The sequence below is a fragment of the Pseudomonas thivervalensis genome (assembly GCF_001269655.1).
GTDB classification, from domain to species: Bacteria; Pseudomonadota; Gammaproteobacteria; order Pseudomonadales; family Pseudomonadaceae; genus Aquipseudomonas; species Aquipseudomonas thivervalensis.
The window spans coordinates 697,500-716,072 of record NZ_LHVE01000020.1; the positions used below are offsets into that span (position 1 = coordinate 697,500).

General features: G+C 63.1%; 18 protein-coding genes. 3 read left to right on the forward strand and 15 right to left on the reverse strand.

The annotated features are described in order from the left end of the window. Positions 1-22: 22 nt before the first annotated feature. The 6 genes from AD659_RS28070 to AD659_RS28095 form a co-directional block, all read right to left on the reverse strand. On the reverse strand, positions 23-1,180 hold the full coding sequence (locus tag AD659_RS28070; RefSeq protein WP_053126856.1) for a TIGR03364 family FAD-dependent oxidoreductase: 1,158 nt from the start codon (positions 1,178-1,180) through the stop codon (positions 23-25). Positions 1,181-1,343: 163 nt separating this feature from the next. Next, positions 1,344-2,363, reverse strand: a complete 1,020-nt coding sequence (locus AD659_RS28075) for a putative 2-aminoethylphosphonate ABC transporter substrate-binding protein (protein WP_053126858.1) — start codon at positions 2,361-2,363, stop codon at positions 1,344-1,346. 44 nt (positions 2,364-2,407) lie between these two features. Further along, positions 2,408-3,235 carry a phosphonoacetaldehyde hydrolase gene (gene phnX / locus AD659_RS28080; protein WP_053126860.1) on the reverse strand — a complete coding sequence of 276 codons (828 nt, stop codon included), beginning with the start codon at positions 3,233-3,235 and terminating at the stop codon, positions 2,408-2,410. A 17-nt stretch (positions 3,236-3,252) separates the two neighbouring features. Next, complete coding sequence (locus tag AD659_RS28085; RefSeq protein WP_053126865.1) at positions 3,253-4,962, reverse strand: putative 2-aminoethylphosphonate ABC transporter permease subunit; 1,710 nt, start codon at positions 4,960-4,962, stop codon at positions 3,253-3,255. Continuing rightward, on the reverse strand, positions 4,962-6,002 hold the full coding sequence (locus AD659_RS28090) for a putative 2-aminoethylphosphonate ABC transporter ATP-binding protein (RefSeq protein ID WP_153043966.1): 1,041 nt from the start codon (positions 6,000-6,002) through the stop codon (positions 4,962-4,964). Before AD659_RS28090 ends, AD659_RS28085 begins: the two co-directional genes overlap by 1 nt. A 140-nt stretch (positions 6,003-6,142) precedes the next feature. Next, entirely contained in the window at positions 6,143-7,009 is an 867-nt protein-coding gene (locus AD659_RS28095; protein ID WP_053126870.1) for a LysR family transcriptional regulator, read from the reverse strand. A gap of 511 nt (positions 7,010-7,520) precedes the next feature. Here AD659_RS28095 and AD659_RS28100 point away from each other — a divergent pair. Beyond that, positions 7,521-7,880 carry a DUF6124 family protein gene (locus AD659_RS28100; protein ID WP_053126872.1) on the forward strand — a complete coding sequence of 120 codons (360 nt, stop codon included), beginning with the start codon at positions 7,521-7,523 and terminating at the stop codon, positions 7,878-7,880. A 296-nt stretch (positions 7,881-8,176) separates the two neighbouring features. On the opposite strand, the gene AD659_RS28105 is transcribed toward AD659_RS28100, so the two are convergent. The 3 genes from AD659_RS28105 to AD659_RS28115 form a co-directional block, all read right to left on the reverse strand. Beyond that, complete coding sequence (locus AD659_RS28105; protein ID WP_053126874.1) at positions 8,177-8,947, reverse strand: MetQ/NlpA family ABC transporter substrate-binding protein; 771 nt, start codon at positions 8,945-8,947, stop codon at positions 8,177-8,179. A gap of 78 nt (positions 8,948-9,025) precedes the next feature. Further along, positions 9,026-9,700: a methionine ABC transporter permease gene (locus AD659_RS28110; RefSeq protein ID WP_003196204.1), complete on the reverse strand. Its 675-nt coding sequence runs from the start codon at positions 9,698-9,700 to the stop codon at positions 9,026-9,028. Then, the gene (locus AD659_RS28115; RefSeq protein ID WP_053126876.1) at positions 9,700-10,707 is read right to left on the reverse strand and encodes a methionine ABC transporter ATP-binding protein; all 1,008 of its coding nucleotides are present in this window, start codon (positions 10,705-10,707) and stop codon (positions 9,700-9,702) included. The genes AD659_RS28110 and AD659_RS28115 overlap by 1 nt, the downstream gene beginning before the upstream one ends. Positions 10,708-11,067: 360 nt before the next feature. Between AD659_RS28115 and katE the strand changes: the two genes are divergently transcribed. Then, positions 11,068-13,206, forward strand: a complete 2,139-nt coding sequence (gene katE / locus AD659_RS28120) for a catalase HPII (RefSeq protein WP_053126878.1) — start codon at positions 11,068-11,070, stop codon at positions 13,204-13,206. Between the two features lie 119 nt (positions 13,207-13,325). Here katE and AD659_RS28125 read toward each other — a convergent pair whose 3' ends face one another. Genes AD659_RS28125 through zur form a run of 4 tightly spaced genes read right to left on the reverse strand, consistent with a single transcriptional unit; the run spans position 13,326 to position 16,122 of the window. Further along, a complete protein-coding gene (locus AD659_RS28125) occupies positions 13,326-14,039 on the reverse strand; it encodes a PA5502 family lipoprotein (RefSeq protein ID WP_053126880.1) in 714 nt (237 codons plus the stop codon). Between the two features lie 37 nt (positions 14,040-14,076). Then, positions 14,077-14,865, reverse strand: a complete 789-nt coding sequence (gene znuB / locus AD659_RS28130; protein ID WP_053126882.1) for a zinc ABC transporter permease subunit ZnuB — start codon at positions 14,863-14,865, stop codon at positions 14,077-14,079. Then, positions 14,858-15,640, reverse strand: a complete 783-nt coding sequence (gene znuC / locus AD659_RS28135) for a zinc ABC transporter ATP-binding protein ZnuC (RefSeq protein WP_053126884.1) — start codon at positions 15,638-15,640, stop codon at positions 14,858-14,860. Before znuC ends, znuB begins: the two co-directional genes overlap by 8 nt. Then, positions 15,640-16,122 carry a zinc uptake transcriptional repressor Zur gene (gene zur / locus AD659_RS28140; protein ID WP_053126886.1) on the reverse strand — a complete coding sequence of 161 codons (483 nt, stop codon included), beginning with the start codon at positions 16,120-16,122 and terminating at the stop codon, positions 15,640-15,642. The genes znuC and zur overlap by 1 nt, the downstream gene beginning before the upstream one ends. A 66-nt stretch (positions 16,123-16,188) precedes the next feature. On the opposite strand from zur, the gene AD659_RS28145 reads away from it, so the two are divergent. Further along, a complete protein-coding gene (locus AD659_RS28145; protein ID WP_053126888.1) occupies positions 16,189-17,118 on the forward strand; it encodes a zinc ABC transporter substrate-binding protein ZnuA in 930 nt (309 codons plus the stop codon). 135 nt (positions 17,119-17,253) lie between these two features. On the opposite strand, the gene AD659_RS28150 is transcribed toward AD659_RS28145, so the two are convergent. After that, on the reverse strand, positions 17,254-18,204 hold the full coding sequence (locus AD659_RS28150) for a homoserine kinase (RefSeq protein WP_053126890.1): 951 nt from the start codon (positions 18,202-18,204) through the stop codon (positions 17,254-17,256). A gap of 59 nt (positions 18,205-18,263) precedes the next feature. Further along, complete coding sequence (locus tag AD659_RS28155) at positions 18,264-18,551, reverse strand: DUF2782 domain-containing protein (RefSeq protein WP_053126892.1); 288 nt, start codon at positions 18,549-18,551, stop codon at positions 18,264-18,266. Between the last annotated feature and the right edge of the window lie 22 nt (positions 18,552-18,573).

Sequence of the window (18,573 nt, forward strand, 5' to 3'; positions counted from 1 at the left end):
TCGTAGAACAATGAAGCAGATCCTATGCGACGCTGGCCTGTGGCCATTCTCCTTCGCCGAGCAAGGCTGACAGGCTGCGTTCGCCGAGTCCGAGGCCGACGCTCATGCCCAGGCCGGTGTGCATCAATACCGCGCTGACCCCTGCTCCGGCTTGCAACACGCTGAACGGGCCGGGCCCGCGTGAACCGTATACGCCCTGCCAGCGTTCCAGCACGTGCAGCTTGCCGCCCAGGGTGTGCTCGGCCAGCGCCAGCATGATGTCGTCCACGCCCTCGGCGTTGAATGGCGAGGCGTCGCTGCCGTAGTCGTGGGAATCGCCGATGATCAACTCGCCATGGGGCGTCGGGCTGACCAGCAGGTGGATGCCGTGGGTTTCCAGTTCCGGCTGCTCGCGGCGGATCTGCGCGCGGATGGCCTCGGCTTCCGGCAGGTCGGCGAAGGCGCCGTAATGCACGCAACTGAGACCGGTGAGCACCGCGTGCTGCAGGTCCAGCGGCTGTTGCAAGCGGGCGCGCAGCATTTGCAGGCGACACACTGAAGGCTGGAGCGCGGCCAGCGGCTCGGCCAGCAAGGTCTGATAGTCGTGTCCGGAGCAGACCACGATGTGCCTGGCACTGAAACGCCCGGTGCTGGTCAGGGCGCTGCCTGGCTCGACGTCACGCACCAGGGTGGAAAAGTGGAACTGCACGCCCAGCGTGCGCAGGTAATCGACGATCTGCGGCAGCGCCTCACGCGAATACAACTGCTGGTCATCGAGGCCGTGCAGGGCGGCGCGATGGTGGGCGAAACGGCCACCATAGAGCCCGTCCAGCGCGGCGCCGCGCAGCAACTCGACGCGGTAGCCTTGCTCGCGGGCGCGGCCGGCGCAGAACGCTTCGAGCAAGGCTTCTTCGGCTTCGCTGCGGGCGAACAGCAGTGAGCCCTGTTGCTTGAGCTGCAGGCCGGCGGCCTGGCCCAGCTCGGCCCATAGGCGGTGGGACTGGCGGGCCAGGTCGAGCATCACCCCTGGCGCCTGGCCGGTGACCAGGGCCTGGCCGAAGTTGCGGATGGACGCGCCGAGCGGCGTGTGGCTGCGCTCGAACACGCGTACCTTGAGGCCACGCTTGGCGCCAGCCCAGGCATGGGCGAGGCCGAGCATGCCGGCGCCGACGATCAATAAATCGCAGTTGTGCTGACTCATGAGGAAACTCCTGAAGCGATCACGGCGCCCACCAAACGAGGCCGCCGAAGATGAATGGCGCAGGTGGATGTCGCGAAGTCCATCCACCGGGCGAAGGTGGAAAACGCGCTATGGTTTTCCACGGGACGAACCCTTGCGCCAAGAAGGAAGTAACTGCGACCGCTTACTTGGCGACCGGCTCGGACTTGCCGTCGTAACGCTTGCGCCACTCGGCAAGGATCTTGTCGCGATTCTCCGAGGCCCAGGCGAAGTCGTTCTTGATCAGGCGCTGCTCATAGTCGGCCGGCAGTTCCTGAAAGCGCTCGGCGATGCCCGGCTGGGCCAGCACTGCGAAATTCGCCTTGTAGAGGTCCATGGCCTCGCGACTGGCGGAAAAGTCGGCAAGCTTCTTCGCCGCGTCCAACTGCTCGGTGCCCTTGATGATTCCAGTGGCCTCGATCTCCCAACCCAGGCCCTCTTTGGGCAGCACGATGTCCAGCGGTGCGCCCTTGCGCTTGAGCTGCACGGCTGGGTACTCGAAAGAGATGCCGATGGGGAACTCGCCGGCGGCGGCCAGCTTGCACGGCTTGGAGCCGGAATGGGTGTACTGGCCGATGTTCTGGTGCAGCTTGTCCATGTAGGCCCAGCCCTGTGGCTCGCCGAAGGTCTGCAGCCAGGCGCTGACGTCGAGGTAGCCGGTGCCGGACGAGGCTGGGTTGGGCATGACGATCTTGCCCTTGTACACCGGGTTGGTCAGGTCTTCCCATTTGGTCGGCTTGGGCAGGCCCTGTTTCTCGGCCTCGACGGTGTTGAAGCAAATGGTCGCGGCCCATACGTCCATGCCCACCCAGGCCGGCGGGTTGGCGGCATCGCGGTAATTGGCGCCGATCTTGTCCAGGTTGGCCGGGGCGTAAGCTTGGAGCATGCCCTGCTGCTTGAGCACGGCCAGGCTGGAGCCAGCCAGGCCCCAGACCACGTCGGCCTGCGGGCGATCCTTCTCGGCCAGCAGCTTGGCGGTGACGATGCCGGTGGAGTCGCGTACCCACTTGATCTCGATATCCGGGTGCAGCTTCTCGAAGGCGGCCTTGTAGGCGGCCAGTTGTTCCACTTCGAGGGCGGTGTACACGGTCAGCTCGGTATTGGCCTGGGCCTGCAGGGCGCAAGCGGCGAGCAGGCCTGCGGCCAGAGCGGTACGTTTGAACATGGGAAGCTCCTGGGTTGGCATTGCGTGGCGTTGGTTGTTCGAATTCAGCAGGCTTGCGGGCTTTCGCCCCGGGCCAGGCGGGCGTTGATCGCGTCTATCACCGTCGGCAACTCGGCGAGGGTGTCGATCAGGTAGTGCGGCCGGCTCGGCGCGAACAGCGCATCGATGCGCGTGCGTTCGGCTGCGCGCTGGACGGGCGTCAGGGCCTGGTACTGCGCCCAGTCGAGGCCGAGGAAATTGCCGGAGAAGCGCAGCGCCACCGTCCACATGCCGGCGCTGCGGCCTTCGAGGATGCCCGGCTCGGTGTCGTCGACCTTGACGCAGGCGGCGACATCGTCGAGACCCAGGGCGATGACGTTGGCCAGCGCCTGGGCCGGGCTCGGCCGACCTTTCGGCACCTCGTCGGTGGCGACCACATGGTCCGGGCTATAGCCATTGGCGGCGGCCAGTTCGACGACCTTGTCCATCACCTGCCGGGGGTAGCCGGAACAACTGCCGAGCTTGAGACCGCGTTCGCGCAGGGCGGCGATGCACGCCAGCGCACCGGGAATCAACGCCGAGTGCTCGCCGACCTTGGCGATCTGCAAGGGCATGAAGCGCTCATAAATCGCCGTCACATCGTCATCGCTCGGCAGACGGCCGAAGCGGCGCTGGTAGCGCTCGGCAATTGTCGGCAGGTCGCAGAGGGCGCGGATGTGGTCCCACTTGCCCATGCCCATCGGCCCGCGTGCCTCGTCCAGGCTGATCTCGATGTCGAAACTGGCGAAGGCCTCGACGAAGATGCGGGTCGGCGCGAAGGAGCCGAAATCGACCACGGTGCCGGCCCAGTCGAGAATGGCGGCGTGCAGGCGGTCGGGGTGTTGGTAGTGCATGGCAGTCTCCAGGGTAATCAATGGCCGGCGGTTGCGCGCCAGGCTTGGGCCCGACGCAGCAAGCCGCGCGAGGCTCCCGCCAGCAGCAGCGACACCGCAGCCGAGGTGAGCAGAATCAGGGTGGACATGGCGGCGGCGCCGCCGACGTTGCCGGCGTCGTCCATGTTCAGCACGGCGATGGCGGCGAGCAGGCTGTCCGGGCTGTAGAGGAAGATCACCGCCGACACCGTGGTCATCGCCGAGACGAACAGGTATCGCAGGATGTCGAGCAACGCTGGCAGACAGATCGGCAGGGTGACGCGCAGAAAGTGGCGCAGCAGCGGCACCTTCAGCGACAGCGCGGCGGCCTCGAACTCGCCATCCAACTGGCGCAGCGCGGCGCTGGCGGTCAACTGCGCGGTGGTCAGGAAGTGCGCGATGGTGCACGCCACCAGCAGGGTCAGGCTGCCATACAAGCCATGCAGCGGGTTGCCCGGCAGGTTGAAAAAGAACACGTAGCCCAGGCCCAACACCAGCCCCGGCACCGCCATCGGCACGAAGCTGAGCAGGCGCAGTGCCTGGGTCAGCGGGCTCTGCCGGGTCTTCTCCAGCAGGTAGGCGCCGGTGAAAGTCAGCAGGCTGCCGAACACGGCCGTGCAACCGGCCAGCAACAGGCTGTTGCGGTACACCTGCCAGCCGCCGGGCAGTTCGGCGAAGGCGTAGTGGTGCAGCGACAGCGACAGATCGTAGGGCCAGAACTTGACCAGCGATGAGTACACCGCCATGCCGAATACCCCAAGCAGCGCCGCGCAAGTCAGCAGCACCACAACGAGGAAGGCCAGGTCGCGACGGCGTGACGGATGCGGGTGATAAACCTGGGCGCGACCGCTCATGGCTTCGCGCTGACGGCGGCGTAGCCACAGGTCGACAGCGAAACTGAACAGCGCCGGTAGCAGCAGGACCATGCCGATCAGCGCGCCGCGGCCGAACTGCTGCTGCCCGACCACCGCCTTATAGGCCTCCAGCGCCAGCACCTGATAATCGCCGCCGACCACCACCGGCACGCCGAAATCGGTGATGCACAGCGTAAACACCAGGCAGAAGGCAGCGAACACGCCTTGTCGGCTGCCCGGCCAGGTGATGCTGCGAAAGGCCCGCCACGGTGAAGCGCCCATGCTCGAGGCGGCGTCGAACAGCCGCGCATCGGCCAGGGCCAGGGCCGAAACCAGCACCATCAGCGCATGGGGGAAGGTGTAGATGGCCTCGCCGATGACGATGCCCCAGAAGCCATAGATATTGTCCGTGAGCAGATGCCGAAGCACGCCCTGGTTGCCGAACAGGTAGATCAGCGCGATGCCCGGCAATATCGACGGCGCCAGCAGCGGCAGCAGGGAAATGCCGCGCCACAGGCCCTTGGCCGGCACGCAGGTCCGCTGCAACGCATAGGCAAAGGCGTAGGCCAGCGGCACGACGATGGCGGCCACGGTCAGCGAGACCGTCAGGCTGTTGCCCAGCAACCAGCGGAAGTTGGCGCTGCCGAACAGCTCGGCCGCCGCCGTCAGCCCACCGCCCTGCCCCGGCTCGCTGGCGAAGCCGCGCCACAGCATGGCCAGCAACGGCAGCAGCACGGCGAGGATCAGCAGCACCAGCAGCAACCACTGGCCACCGTGGATGAATAGACGGTCGGCCAGGTCGGCCGGCATGCGCCGCGCGCCGGCCCGGGGCTTGCCCAGCAACACCTGTTCCATCAGACGAACACCTGCAAGCTGCGCGGCGGCAGGGCCACCCAGATGTCCGGAGCAGCCAGGCGCGGCATGGCTTCCGGCGCCAGCTCGGCCAGCAGGGTGTGACCCGGCAGGGCGTCCAGCTCGAAACTCAGGCGGCAGCGATTGCCAAGGTAGGTGATCTCGCGCATCTGTGCGCTGAACAGGTTGTCTTCGTGCATCGACGGATTGATCACCACCGCTTCGGGGCGGCAGAACAAACGGCCGCGCTCAGCCGGCCGGACGCCATGCAGACGCAGGTTCAGCGCGCCGACCCGAGCATGCTCGCCGTCGCGCTCGTAAGGCAGCCAGTTGCCCTGGCCGACAAACTCGGCGACGAAGGGTGTGGCCGGCGCGCGATAGATCTCCTGGGGCGTGGCGTACTGCTCGACCCGGCCGTGGTTGATCACCGCGATGCGGTCGGCCATGAGCATGGCCTCGTCCTGGTTGTGGGTCACCATCACGGTGGTGATGCCCAGGCTCTTCTGCAATCGACGCAGCTCGCCGCACAGGTGTTCGCGCACGCGAGCGTCGAGCGCTGACATCGGTTCGTCCAACAGCAGCAACTTGGGCGCCGGCGCCAAGGCGCGGGCCAGGGCCACACGCTGTTGCTGACCCCCGGAGAGCTGTCCGGGGTATTTCTGCTCGCTGCCCTTGAGGCCGACCAGTTCGAGCATCTCGGCGACCCGCGCACGTATCGTCTCGCGACTGTTGCCGGCCAGGCCGTAACCAATGTTCTGCGCCACCGTGAGGTTGGGAAACAGCGCGTAGGATTGGAACAGGATGCCGTAGTCGCGGGCCTGCGGTGGCAGCGTGGAGACATCCCGATCGCCAAAGAAGATCTTGCCGCCATCCTGGCGCTCCAGCCCGGCGATGCAGCGCAGCAGCGTGGTCTTGCCGCAGCCCGAGGGGCCGAGCAGGCACACCAGCTCACCGGCAGAGACGTCCAGCGACACGCCATCCAGCGCCTGAAAGGCACCGAAGGCCTTGTGGATGTCGCGCAATTGCAAGCTGACCGTAGCCATGGCGGAACCTCGTCGGTGGAATACGAGGCTCATTTTGGACACGGGGTGCTAAGGCTTTATGGCAATTGGGCAAAAGCTGCCGATAGTGGTATCGGTGGATTTATGCAGTGCTTTCACCCAAAAGGCGAGCGCAAGGCACCCTACGAGGTGCTCGCGGCTTCCCGCGCCAACGCCAGAAAGACCGCCGGCAGGCGCGCGCTGCGGCGCTCCTTGAGGCAGTAGAGGTATTCGGCAATCAGCGGCGCCCCTTCCAGCTCGATCACCCGCAACTCGGTACTGGTCGGTACTTCGTGGCGGGCGATGATACTGATGCCGATATCGCGCAGCACCGCTTCGCGGATCGACTCGCGGCTGCCAATCTCCAGCAACGAGCCGAGCGCCACACCGGCGTCGCGCAGCAACTGCTCGGTGAGCACGCGAGTGGTCGAACCTTTCTCTCGCATCAAGAGGCAGTGCCCGGCCAGGGCCGCGAGCGGCACACGCTCCCGCGCGGCCAGTGGATGACTGCGGTGTACGGCCAACACCAGTGGATCGTGGCCCAACAACAGGCGAGTCAGTCGCGGGTCCTCGACCAGCAGCGAGGAAGCGGCAAGGTCGACGCGGTAGTCCTCCAGCGCTTCGATCACCTGCTGCGAGTTGCCGATCTCCAGCGTCACCTCACACTGCGGCAGTTGCTCGCGGAAGCGCCGCACCAGGTCGAGCATGTAATAAGGCGCAGTGGCGCCGATGCGCAGGGCGCCCTGTACCTGACCGCAGTTGCGCAAGAAGAACTCGATGTCCGCCTCCTGCTGCAGCAACTGCTGCACCATGGGCAGCAGGCGCACGCCTTCATCGCTCAGGGTCAGACGCCGACCGCCACGGTAGAACAGCTCGACGCCGTATTGTCCTTCGAGGTTGCGGATCTGCGTGGTGACCGTGGGCTGGCTGAGGCCGAGCTTCTTCGCCGCCTGGGTGATGCTGCCCAGGCGGGCGACCATGTGGAAGGATTTCAGCTCGGCGAAGGACATGATTGATACGGCTCTCGGTGCGTGAGCAAACGTTACAGCTTGGACGTGACAGGACGTCAGTAAATCATGAGGGGCAGGTCGACTTGCAGCGTTTTGTGATGCGTTACAACAACGTCAGGTGCCATAGCGAAAACCGGCCCCCTGGCTCCGAATTCCAAGGCAAAACGCAGCCTTGTTTATTTCGCCACAGCCACCTTTCCATCAAGCTACGAATCCTTGCGCCATTGCCTACAACTACGCCAGAATCCGCCCGCTTGTGTGCCTTGCCCCCGGGTTCTATTGTTTTCCTGCCACTGCCCATCAGTGGTCGGGTTTAGTAGCCCGTTGGTATTTAGTAAGGTGCAAGGCTCCTATCAGTCAGGTATTTCCATGCCTGTATTTGATGGCGGTTGTGCGCAGGGCGCCCTCGGGCGCGCCGGCTTGCTAAGTCCCCGGTCTACTAACCTGCGTACAGCTGCCACCCCTTGTTTAGTAGCTAGAGGGTTGCGGCGTCACCTACAGGACTTAGCACATGTTCAAGCCTACCCCGAATCCGCCAGAGGCGGACCAAGCTACCCCGCGAACCAAATCCAAAGCCAAGAAACACGACGAAGCCACCAATCGCGCCTTGGATTACTACCTGCTACCAAAACCGGAAAAGTCCGAAGATGCGTCCCAACCGGGTCAGCTCTTCACCGTCGCCAAAAACGCCGACAACGAATCCCTCCTCGCCAACCTCAGCGAAACCCTGGCGGCAGCCGATGCGATGGTCAGCAACCTGGCCTTCGACCTGGAAGGTCCGCGCCGTCACATCCTCCTCGGCATTCAACAGTTGATTGAATTGAGTTCATTGCTGGCGAATCGGGTGTTGGATAACGTTGATCCGCGATAGCAGGTATATATCCTTCCCAAAAGCAAACCCGACATCTTGTGTGTCGGGTTCGCTCTATTAATGTTCCAGAAACACGAAAGCCCGCAGAGATTTCTCTCAAGCGGGCCTCGGAAGGTAGGCACGAGAGTCACCCCTCATGCGTTGGGATAAGTATTGTTGCGGGACAATCACTAGGTCAATCAAATTTGATGAATGCCCGTGATCTTGCAGATCTTTGCGCGACGGGTACATTTCCGAGCATAAAAAAAACGGGCCTGCATTCCCACGCAGCCCCGTTCTTTCATCACCTAATCAGCTCAAAACGCCGGCAAAACCGCGCCTTTGTACTTCTCAAGAATAAAAGCCTTCACTTCCGGCGTATGCAGCGCCGCAACCAGTTTCTTCATCGCCTCGCTGTCCTTGTCGTCCGGACGGGCCACCAAGATGTTCACATAAGGCGAGTCGTTACCTTCAATCACCAGCGCATCCTTGGAAGGATCAAGCTTGGCTTCCAACGCATAGTTGGTATTGATCAGCGCCAAATCCACCTGAGTCAGCACCCGCGGAATGGTCGCCGCTTCCAACTCACGGAATTTCAGATCCTTCGGATTTCCGGTGATGTCCTTGGTAGTCGACAGGATGTTGTTCGAATCCTTCAACTCGATCACCCCAGCCTTAGCCAGCAGCAACAGCGCACGGCCGCCGTTGGTGGCGTCGTTCGGGATCACCACGTTGCCACCACCTGGCAATTCGGCGAGTGTCTTGTACTTACTGGAATACGCGCCCAGTGGTTCCAGGTGCACACCGGCCACACTCACCAGGTGCGTGCCCTTGGCCTTGTTGAACTCATCCAGGTACGGCTGGTGCTGGAAGAAGTTGGCGTCCAGGCGCTTTTCGGCGACTTGTACGTTCGGCTGGATGTAGTCGGTGAAGACCTTGACCTTGAGGTCCACGCCTTCTTTGGCCAGGGCCGGTTTGACGAATTCGAGGATTTCCGCGTGCGGCACCGGGGTGGCAGCGACAGTCAGTGTCTCGGCGTGGGCGGAAAACGCTGCGGCGGCAGCGAAGGCAACCAGTAGTTTTTTCATTCAGCTAACTCCTTGTGGGGCGCCTGCTCTTGGCGCCTGCCAGCGAATGGCCGGCTCATGTTTATTGGCCGCGAGGCCTTATTTTCTAGAAAAATGCACAACCAACTTGTCGCCCACGGTCTGTAGGACCTGGACCAGCACCAGCAGCAATACCACCGTAACCACCATCACATCGGTCTGGAAACGCTGGTAACCGAAGCGGATCGCCAGGTCGCCCAAACCACCGGCGCCGACCACACCGGCCATGGCCGTGTAGGACACCAGCGTAATCGCTGTCACCGTAATCGCTGCAAAAATGCCTGGGCGGGCTTCTGGCAGCAAGGCGTTGACGATGATCTGCCGCGTGGTCGCGCCCATGGCTTGGGTGGCTTCGATGATGCCGCGGTCGACTTCGCGCAGGGCGGTTTCCACCAGGCGGGCGAAGAACGGTGTGGCGCCGACCACCAGCGGTGGGATCGCGCCAGCCACGCCCAGGGAGGTGCCGGTGATCAACACCGTGAACGGAATCATCACGATCAACAGGATGATGAACGGCAGCGAACGCAGGATGTTGACGATCAGCGACAGCAGCGCATAAACGCCCCGGGCTTCGAGCAGTTGACGCGGGCTGCAGAGGAACAGCAAAACCCCCAGGGGCAAGCCGAGCAGCACGGTGAACAACAGCGAGCCGAACAGCATCAGGAAGGTATCGCCGGTGGCCAGCCAGATTTCCAGCCAGTCGATGTTGGAGAAGAACGAACTCAACAGTTCCATTAGCGCAGCACCTCCATGTGGACATCGGCCGCGGTGAAGCGGGCAAACGCCGCCTCCATGTCACCGCCGGTGATGGCGAGGGTCAGTTGCCCGTAGGGGGTGTCTTTGATGCGGTCGATGCGACCGGCCAGGATGCTGTAGTCCACGCCGGTTTCCCGGGCGACGGTGCCGAGCAATGGCGCGTAGGTCGCGTCGCCCTGGAACGTCAGACGCACGATGCGCCCTGGGACGTGGGCGAAATCGTCGCGCTGTTCGCTTTCGTCGATCTGCTCGTCTTCCTGGACGAAACGCTTGGTGGTCGGGTGCTTGGGGTGCAGGAACACCTCGGCCACCGGACCTTGCTCGACGATCACGCCGGCGTCCATCACGGCCACTTGATCGCAAACCCGGCGGATCACGTCCATTTCATGGGTGATCAGCACGATGGTCAGCTTCAGCTCGCGGTTGATCTCCGCCAGCAGTTGCAGGACCGAGGCGGTGGTCTGCGGGTCGAGGGCGCTGGTGGCCTCGTCGCACAGCAGGATCTTGGGTTTGGTCGCCAGGGCGCGGGCAATGCCGACGCGCTGCTTCTGGCCGCCGGACAGTTGCGCCGGGTATTTGCGAGCGTGGTCGGACAGCCCTACCCGCGCCAGCAGCTCGGCGACGCGGCGGTCGATTTCGCTGCGGGACAATTCACCGGCCAATGTCAGTGGCAGCGCGACGTTGTCGGCCACGGTCTTGGAGGCCAGCAGGTTGAAGTGCTGGAAGATCATCCCGACTTGCTGGCGGAAGCGGCGCAGGCCGCTGGCGTCCAGGGCGGTGACTTCTTCGCCGTCGACGATGATCTTGCCGCCCGTGGAATCTTCCAGGCGATTGATCAGGCGCAGCAGGGTACTTTTTCCTGCACCGGAATGGCCAATCAGGCCGAAGACCTGACCGTTCTCAATCGTCAGACTGGTCGGATGCAGGGCGGGGATATCCCTACCGGCGACTCGGTAGGTTTTATGGACGTCTTGAAACTCGATCACGTAGCGAACCTTGTGGGGCGCGTTGGAAAAGGATCAGCGGTTAGCCGGGCGCGCATTTTAGCCTGTCCGTATAGAGGTTCTTAGCATTTATTTGCGATCGGACCAGTCATTTGGCAATAACGCGATCAAAGGCCATAAAAAAGGAACACAGCCAAACGGCATGGGTCACTCATTAAGCCACTCGAAACTGCGTCGAACTCCACAGTCCAGTCTACGGCGTAGACGTTGTTCATTGAATGAAATGACCGTGGCGAGGGAGCTTGCTCCCGCTGGGATGCGTAGCAGCCCTTTGTGAGCGCTTTGCGCTCAAGCGGGAGCAAGCTCCCTCGCCACAGGGAACGCAAAGAGGAGTCATGCCTGATGAGTACCAACAAGCCCACGGTCGACAAGAGCCAACTGGCCGGGACCGACACCCTGGATCGCGGCAACACCAACGCCAAGCTCGACAGCCTGGAACAGTTTCGCTCCGACGCCACTGAACAGGCCCTGCGCACCAACCAGGGCGTGAAGATCGCCGACAACCAGAACACATTGCGCGCCGGCCCCCGCGGGCCCTCGCTGCTGGAAGACTTCATCATGCGTGAAAAAATCACGCACTTTGACCATGAGCGGATCCCGGAGCGCATCGTCCATGCCCGCGGCACCGGCGCCCACGGCTACTTTCAGGCCTATGAATCACATGCGGCCCTGACCAAGGCCGGTTTCCTACAAGACCCGAGTAAAAAGACGCCAGTGTTCGTGCGCTTTTCCACCGTGCAAGGTCCACGCGGCTCGGGTGACACCGTGCGGGACGTGCGTGGCTTTGCGGTGAAGTTCTTCACCGACGAAGGCAACTTCGACCTGGTGGGCAACAACATGCCGGTGTTTTTCATTCAGGACGCGGTGAAGTTTCCGGACTTTGTCCACGCGGTAAAACCCGAGCCTCATAACGAAATTCCTACCGGCGGTTCGGCCCACGATACGTTCTGGGATTTTGTTTCGCTGGTGCCGGAATCGGCTCACATGGTGATCTGGGCGATGTCTGACCGGGCCATCCCAAAAAGCCTACGCACCATGCAGGGCTTTGGCGTGCATACCTTCCGTATGATCAACGCCGAAGGCCAGAGCAGCTTCGTCAAGTTCCACTGGCGGCCCAAGGCCGGGACCTGTTCCCTGGTGTGGGACGAAGCCCAGAAACTCGCGGGCAAGGACACCGACTACCACCGTCGCGACCTCTGGGAGTCGATCGAGATGGGCGACTACCCGGAATGGGAGTTCGGTGTGCAAATCGTTGCCGAGGAAGACGAGCACACGTTCGACTTCGACTTGCTCGACCCGACCAAGATCATCCCTGAAGAGCTGGTGCCTATCACGCCCCTGGGCAAGATGGTGCTGAACCGCAACCCGGATAACTTCTTCGCTGAAGTCGAACAGATTGCCTTCTGCCCTGGGCACATCGTGCCGGGCATCGACTTTTCCAACGATCCGCTGCTGCAAGGCCGGCTGTTTTCCTACACCGATACACAGATCAGCCGACTCGGTGGGCCGAATTTTCATGAGCTGCCGATCAACCGGGCGATCACGCCGGTGCACAACGGCCAGCGCGATGCGATGCACCGCACCACCATCGACAAGGGGCGGGCGTCCTACGAGCCGAACTCCATCGACAGCGGTTGGCCGAAGGAAACCCCGCCTGGTCCGCAGGACGGTGGTTTCGAAAGTTATCCAGAGCGCATCGACGCCTACAAGATTCGCCAGCGCAGTGATTCGTTCTCTGATCATTTCTCCCAGGCGCGGCTGTTCTACAAGAGCATGAGCCCGCATGAGCAGGAGCACATCATCGCCGCCTACAGCTTCGAGCTGGGCAAGGTGGAACGGGAGTTCATCCGGGCGCGACAGGTGAATGAGATCCTCGCCAACATTGACCTGGAATTGGCCGGGCGGGTCGCCAAGAACCTGGGTTTGCCGGAGCCTACCGCCGGTACCGTCGATGTACCAACGCCATCGCTGGAACAATCCCCGGCCTTGAGCCAGGCGAACCTGCTGTCCGGGGACATCAAGACGCGCAAAGTGGCGGTGTTGGTGGCCAACGGTGTCGATGGGGCGATCATCGATGCGCTCAAGCAGGCTCTGGAGGCTGAGGGCGCCCACGCTAAAGTGCTGGGGCCGACTTCGGCGCCGGTCACCACGGTCGATGGACAAAAGCTGGCGGTGGATGCGTCCATGGAAGGCTTGCCGTCCATTGCCTTTGACGCGGTGTTCGTACCGGGCGGCGCGGAGTCGATCAGGGCCTTGAGTCGCGATGGCGTGGCGTTGCATTACGTGCTGGAGGCCTACAAGCATCTGAAAGCCATTGGGCTTCATGGTGAGGCCCGGCAGTTGTTGGTCGAGCTGAAGCTGGAGGTGGATGCGGGGTTGATCGAAGATGCGGATGCGAGCGGTTTTTCGCGGTTTTTCGCGGCGATTGCTCAGCATCGGGTTTGGGCGCGGGAGCCCAAGGCGAAGGCGGTTCCGGCTTGATGGCTGCCTGAAAGAAGCTTGTTGCTAGTAGGGACGCCTTCGCGAGCAGGCTCGCTCCCACATGAGATTTTGTGATCGACACAAAACCATTGTGGGAGCGAGCCTGCTCGCGAAGCTTCTTAGGGCTTACGCGGTGTCAACACCACCTGCGCCGGCACACTGCGCAAAATCTGCTTCTGCAGCTTCAGGTCAAATCCCGGGTCCAGTTTTTTGACCCGCTTGCTCAGGAACGTCGCCAACCATGGATAGTCATCAGTACGCGGCGCCTGGATGCTGACGTCGCACTGATAATTCACCACATCGGCAGCGATGGCGTCCAATTGCCGACGCATTTGCTGGATATCGGCGAGGTTAAGCGCAATCGTGGTGCTGGGAGCGCTCGGATCGATCACTTTGGCGACCGGTTTGGCTTCGGCAGCCTTGAGGTCGGCCTCGGCTTTTTCCAGCTCGGCCTTGCGGGCTTCGGCGATGGCGCTGTTGACCTCGCCGGTGAGGGCGGGGGCCTTGGGCATCAACGCTCGGGCACGGCTCAGGGCGGTGGCGGCGGCGTTGACATCGCCTTTTTGCAAGTCGATCTGGCTGCGACGCAAGTACGCCTCGGCCAGTTGCCGCTGGTAGGGTTCCAGCGAGCGGTCTTCAGGCGACTGGGCTTGCAAGGCGGCCAATTGGTCTTCTGCGGTGGCTAGCTCATTGCTGGCCAGGCTTTGCTCGAGCTGCGCGATGGCCGGGCCCCGTGTATCGGGGGCCTGGGTGACCGGCGGTGTACTCTGGCACGCGCCCAGCAGCAGGGAAAATGCGACAAGGAGCAGATAACGGGAGGCGAACGGCTTCATTCCTGCGACTCTCTATTTGCGCAAAAAGCGAGCAAGTCTACACCCCTCGACGGGGCAGAACAAAACTCAGCAGAAACAACGCCGCGGCGCTGACCACGATCGATGGGCCGGCCGGGGTGTCCTTGAACCAGGAAAGCGCCAGGCCGCCACACACCGCGAGCATGCCCAGCAGGCTTGCGCCCAAGGCCATCTGCTCGGGCGAGCGGGCGTGACGCTGTGCCGCAGCCGCTGGAATGATCAGCAACGAAGTAATCAGCAACACGCCGACAATCTTCATCGCCACGGCGATGACCACCGCGATCAACAGCATCAGCGCCAAGCGCAGGCTGACCACGGGCAAACCCTCGACCCGTGCCAGCTCTTCATGGACGGTGACCGCCAGCAATGGCCGCCACAGCGCCACCAGCAACAGCAACACCGCCGCGCTGCCGCCGAGGATCCAGTCAAGATCCGTCGGACTGATCGCCAGCAGATCGCCGAACAGATAGGCCATCAGGTCGATCCGCACATCACGCATGAAGCTCAGCACCACCAGCCCGAGGGACAAGGTGCTCGGCGCCAGGATGCCCAGCAGCGTGTCGGACGCCAGCGGCTGGCGCTGCTGCAGGGTGACCAGCACCACCGCCAGCAACAGGCAGCCAACGGTCACCGCGATGGCCGGGCTGACATCCAGCAGAAACCCCAGGGCCACGCCGAGCAACGCCGCGTGGGACAAGGTGTCGCCGAAATAGGCCATGCGCCGCCAGACCACGAACGAACCCAGCGGACCGGCTACCAGGGCAAGGGCAAGGCCTGCGAGCAGGGCGTACAACAGAAAATCAGCCATGCTTGCAGCCGTCTCCATGAACATGTTTGGAAGCAGAAGGGGCGCTGACCACCGAGCCGTGCAGATCATGGGCGTGGTCATGGTGGTGGTGATAAATCGCCAGGCTCTGTGCGTTCTTTCCGAACAGCTCGACGAAGGCCGGATCGCCGCTGACTTGCTCGGGATGCCCGGAGCAGCAGACATGGCGGTTGAGGCACACCACTTGGTCGGTGGTGCTCATCACCAGGTGCAAATCGTGGGACACCATCAGCACACCGCAACCGTGGCGGTCGCGCAGACGCGTGATCAGGCTGTACAGCTCGGCCTGGCCCGCCACATCGACGCCTTGCACCGGTTCGTCGAGCACCAGCAGCTCCGGCTCACGCAGCAGGGCGCGAGCGAGCAATACCCGTTGCATCTCACCGCCGGAAACACTTTGCACCGGGCTGTCGATCACCTGTTCGGCGCCGACTTCGTTGAGCGCGGCCAAGGCCCGTGCGCGATCCACGCCAGGCACCAGGCGCAGGAAGCGCAGCACCGACAGTGGCAGCGTCGGGTCGACGTGGAGTTTTTGCGGCATGTAGCCGATACGCAACTTGGGTTTGCGCCAGACGCTGCCGCTGTCGGGCTTGAGCAAACCCAGCACGGCGCGCACCAGGGTGGTCTTGCCGGCACCGTTGGGGCCGATCAAGGTCACGATCTGCCCCGGCTCGACGCTCAAGTGAATGTTGTCCAGCACGTTCTGCCCGGCGAACGTCACGGCCACCTGCTCGAGGCGGATCAGCGCGTTGCTCATCAGGCCCCCTGGCAGCCGGAGCAGAGGCCGACCACTTCGACGGTCTGAGTGTCGACGACGAAGCCGACGTCCTTGGCGCTGGCGACGATGGCATCGCTGATGGACTTCTGTTCCAGCTCGATGGCCGCGTGGCATTCGCGGCAGATCAGGAACTGGCCTTGGTGGGCGTGCTCCGGATGGTTGCAGCCGACGAAGGCGTTCAGCGACGAAATGCGATGCACCAGGCCGTTTTCCAAGAGGAAATCCAGCGCCCGATAGACGGTTGGCGGCGCGGCACGGCGGCCGTCCTGCTCGCTGAGCACGGCGAGGATGTCGTAGGCGCCCAGCGGCTTGTGGCTTTGCCAGACCAATTCCAGCACGCGCCGACGCAGGGCGGTCAGGCGCAACCCTTGGCGCGCGCAGATGGCGTCGGCCTCGGACAGCGCGCTGTGCACGCAGTGGGAGTGATCGTGGGGACGACTGGCAAGGGGTGTAATAGGCATGGGCAGCGACGAGTTTAGTGAGAGACGTTATTATGTTACCCGTTCTCGCCTCTACGAGTGGTCATCGTGTCCCGATTTTTTTCGCTCTTTGTCGCTTTTGTCGCAAGTTTCCTACTGATTGGTTCGGCCCAGGCCGACGTCAAGGTGCTCACCAGCATCAAACCGCTGCAGTTGATTGCCGCCGCCGTGCAGGATGGCGTGGCCGTTCCGGAAGTGCTGCTGCCGCCAGGCGCTTCGCCGCATCACTATGCGTTGCGGCCATCGGATGTGCGCAAGGTGCAATCGGTGGACCTGCTGTACTGGATCGGGCCGGACATGGAAGGTTTCCTACCGCGCGTGTTGAACGGTCGTACCCTGCCGTCGGTCGCAGTGCAGGAGCTGCCGGGCCTTAAGTTGCGTCACTTCGCCCAGGACAGCGCGTCCCACGAGGATGATGACCATGACGGCGATGAGCACGATCACGACCATCGCCCTGGCACTGTGGATGCTCACCTGTGGCTATCGCCGCTCAATGCGCGGGTGATCGCTGCGAAAATGGCGGCTGACCTGAGCGCGGCGGATCCGGCCAACGCGGCTCGCTATCAGAGCAACCTCAAGGGCTTCAACGAGCGCCTCGATGCCTTGGACTCGCGCCTCAAGACGCGCCTGGCCGGGGTCGCGGGCAAGCCGTATTTCGTGTTCCACGAAGCGTTCGACTATTTCGAAGACAACTACGGCCTCAAGCACGCCGGGGTATTCGCCGTGGCCGCCGAAGTCCAGCCCGGTGCCCAACATGTGGCGGCGATGCGCACGCGCTTGCAGGCGGTGGGCAAGACCTGCGTCTTTAGCGAACCGCCCCTGCGCCCGCGCCTGGCCGAAACCCTGGTGGCCGGGTTGCCGGTGAAGCTGGCTGAGCTGGATGCACTGGGCGGCTATACCCCGGCGACGGCGCAGGGGTATGAGCTGTTGTTGGAGAAGTTGGGGAATGATTTGGCGGGGTGCCTGGAGTCGCTATAGCCTGCCAACACAGAACCTGTGGCGAGGGAGCTTGCTCCCGCTGGGCTGCGCAGCGGCCCCAAAATCTTGCGGTCGCTACGCAACCGAGCGGGAGCAAGCTCCCTCGCCACAAAGGCATTCAGATCCACCGAGGGGTCAGAGGGCGAAAGGCAACACCGTGTGAACCGCCTGCCGCTGCGCCAAGCGCTGCTGGAACTCCATCGGATCGTGAATCAACACATCCTGCCCGGCAAACGACTCAGCGGCGATCAACCGCGACAGCCAGAATCGCACGCACGCCACGCGCAGCAGGGTCGGCCAGAGCTCGGCCTCGGCAGCCGTGAACGGCCGCAGCGCCGCATAGGCGCCCAGCAACGCCCGCGCCCGGGCGCCATCGAGCACGCCGTCGTCATCCGAGCACCAGTCATTCAAGGCGATGGCGACGTCATACAGCATCGGCCCGGAGCAGGCGTTGTAGAAGTCGATCAGCCCGGTCAGGTGCGTGCCTTCGAACATCGCGTTGTCGCGAAACAGATCGGCATGAATGTTGGCCCGAGGCAGCGCCAGGATGCCGACCTTCTTCAAGGAAATTTCTTCCAGCGCCGCCTCCAGCAACTGACGCGGTTCGGCGTCGAGGTGCGACAGCAGTTTGCCGCCCTCCTCCTGCATCCAGTCCAGGCCGCGATCGGTCTTGCGCTTGATCATGTTGTCGCGGGTCGCCAGGTGCAGATGCGCCAGCAACTCGCCGACTTGGGCGCAGTGCTGGGCGTTGGCCTGCTTGATGTGCTTGCCGGCCAGGCGCGGTTGCAGCAGCGCCGGCTTGCCCGCCAGTTCCCGCAGTGCGACGCCATCGGTGGTGCGCAAGGCGTAAGGCACCGGCAGGTCGGCGTCGTGCAGCACGTCCAGCAGCTCGATGAAGAACGGCATTTCCTGGACCGGGCCGCGCTCGACCAGGGTCAGGACGAACTCGCCCTGCTCCAGGCTGATAAAGAAATTGGTGTTTTCGCTGCCAGCGGCGATCCCCTGGAAATCAAGCAGGCGGCCGAGCCCGTAAGGGGCGAGAAAAGTTTCCAGCTCGGGCCGAGCCAGGGGCGTGAACACAGACATGGTTAAAACTGCCAGTACGGGCGCCCCTCAGCGGGCGCCGGTTGAAGTCGCGAGCGGGACTACCACTCAAAGATTTTCCACGAAGGGATCAGCATATCCGGCTGGTCCGAGCGGATGAAGTTTGCATCAGTGCCATCGGCGCGTACCAGGAAATACGGCTTGCCGTTCTTGGGCGTGACCTTGATCGCGTACAAAAAGCCGTTTTGCCGATACTCCTGAATGGTTTTATCGCCTTCGGTGCGGATGGTAACGTCCGGGTCCGCCGAGGGCGCGTCATCCGCCGCCATGACGGCCAACGGGGTGAATGCAAACAAGCCAGCCAGTAACAGGCGATTTAGTGTACGCATGATAACCTTGTCCCTTTGTCGT

Excerpts from the sequence above, each read along its gene's own strand:
- AD659_RS28070 (WP_053126856.1), bottom strand. The coding sequence starts at position 1,180 with ATGAGTCAGCACAACTGCGATTTATTGATCGTCGGCGCCGGCATGCTC.
- AD659_RS28075 (WP_053126858.1), bottom strand. The coding sequence starts at position 2,363 with ATGTTCAAACGTACCGCTCTGGCCGCAGGCCTGCTCGCCGCTTGCGCC.
- phnX (WP_053126860.1), bottom strand. The coding sequence starts at position 3,235 with ATGCACTACCAACACCCCGACCGCCTGCACGCCGCCATTCTCGACTGG.
- AD659_RS28085 (WP_053126865.1), bottom strand. The coding sequence starts at position 4,962 with ATGGAACAGGTGTTGCTGGGCAAGCCCCGGGCCGGCGCGCGGCGCATG.
- AD659_RS28090 (WP_153043966.1), bottom strand. The coding sequence starts at position 6,002 with ATGGCTACGGTCAGCTTGCAATTGCGCGACATCCACAAGGCCTTCGGT.
- AD659_RS28095 (WP_053126870.1), bottom strand. The coding sequence starts at position 7,009 with ATGTCCTTCGCCGAGCTGAAATCCTTCCACATGGTCGCCCGCCTGGGC.
- AD659_RS28100 (WP_053126872.1), top strand. The coding sequence starts at position 7,521 with ATGTTCAAGCCTACCCCGAATCCGCCAGAGGCGGACCAAGCTACCCCG.
- AD659_RS28105 (WP_053126874.1), bottom strand. The coding sequence starts at position 8,947 with ATGAAAAAACTACTGGTTGCCTTCGCTGCCGCCGCAGCGTTTTCCGCC.
- AD659_RS28110 (WP_003196204.1), bottom strand. The coding sequence starts at position 9,700 with ATGGAACTGTTGAGTTCGTTCTTCTCCAACATCGACTGGCTGGAAATC.
- katE (WP_053126878.1), top strand. The coding sequence starts at position 11,068 with ATGAGTACCAACAAGCCCACGGTCGACAAGAGCCAACTGGCCGGGACC.
- AD659_RS28125 (WP_053126880.1), bottom strand. The coding sequence starts at position 14,039 with ATGAAGCCGTTCGCCTCCCGTTATCTGCTCCTTGTCGCATTTTCCCTG.
- znuB (WP_053126882.1), bottom strand. The coding sequence starts at position 14,865 with ATGGCTGATTTTCTGTTGTACGCCCTGCTCGCAGGCCTTGCCCTTGCC.
- znuC (WP_053126884.1), bottom strand. The coding sequence starts at position 15,640 with ATGAGCAACGCGCTGATCCGCCTCGAGCAGGTGGCCGTGACGTTCGCC.
- zur (WP_053126886.1), bottom strand. The coding sequence starts at position 16,122 with ATGCCTATTACACCCCTTGCCAGTCGTCCCCACGATCACTCCCACTGC.
- AD659_RS28150 (WP_053126890.1), bottom strand. The coding sequence starts at position 18,204 with ATGTCTGTGTTCACGCCCCTGGCTCGGCCCGAGCTGGAAACTTTTCTC.
- AD659_RS28155 (WP_053126892.1), bottom strand. The coding sequence starts at position 18,551 with ATGCGTACACTAAATCGCCTGTTACTGGCTGGCTTGTTTGCATTCACC.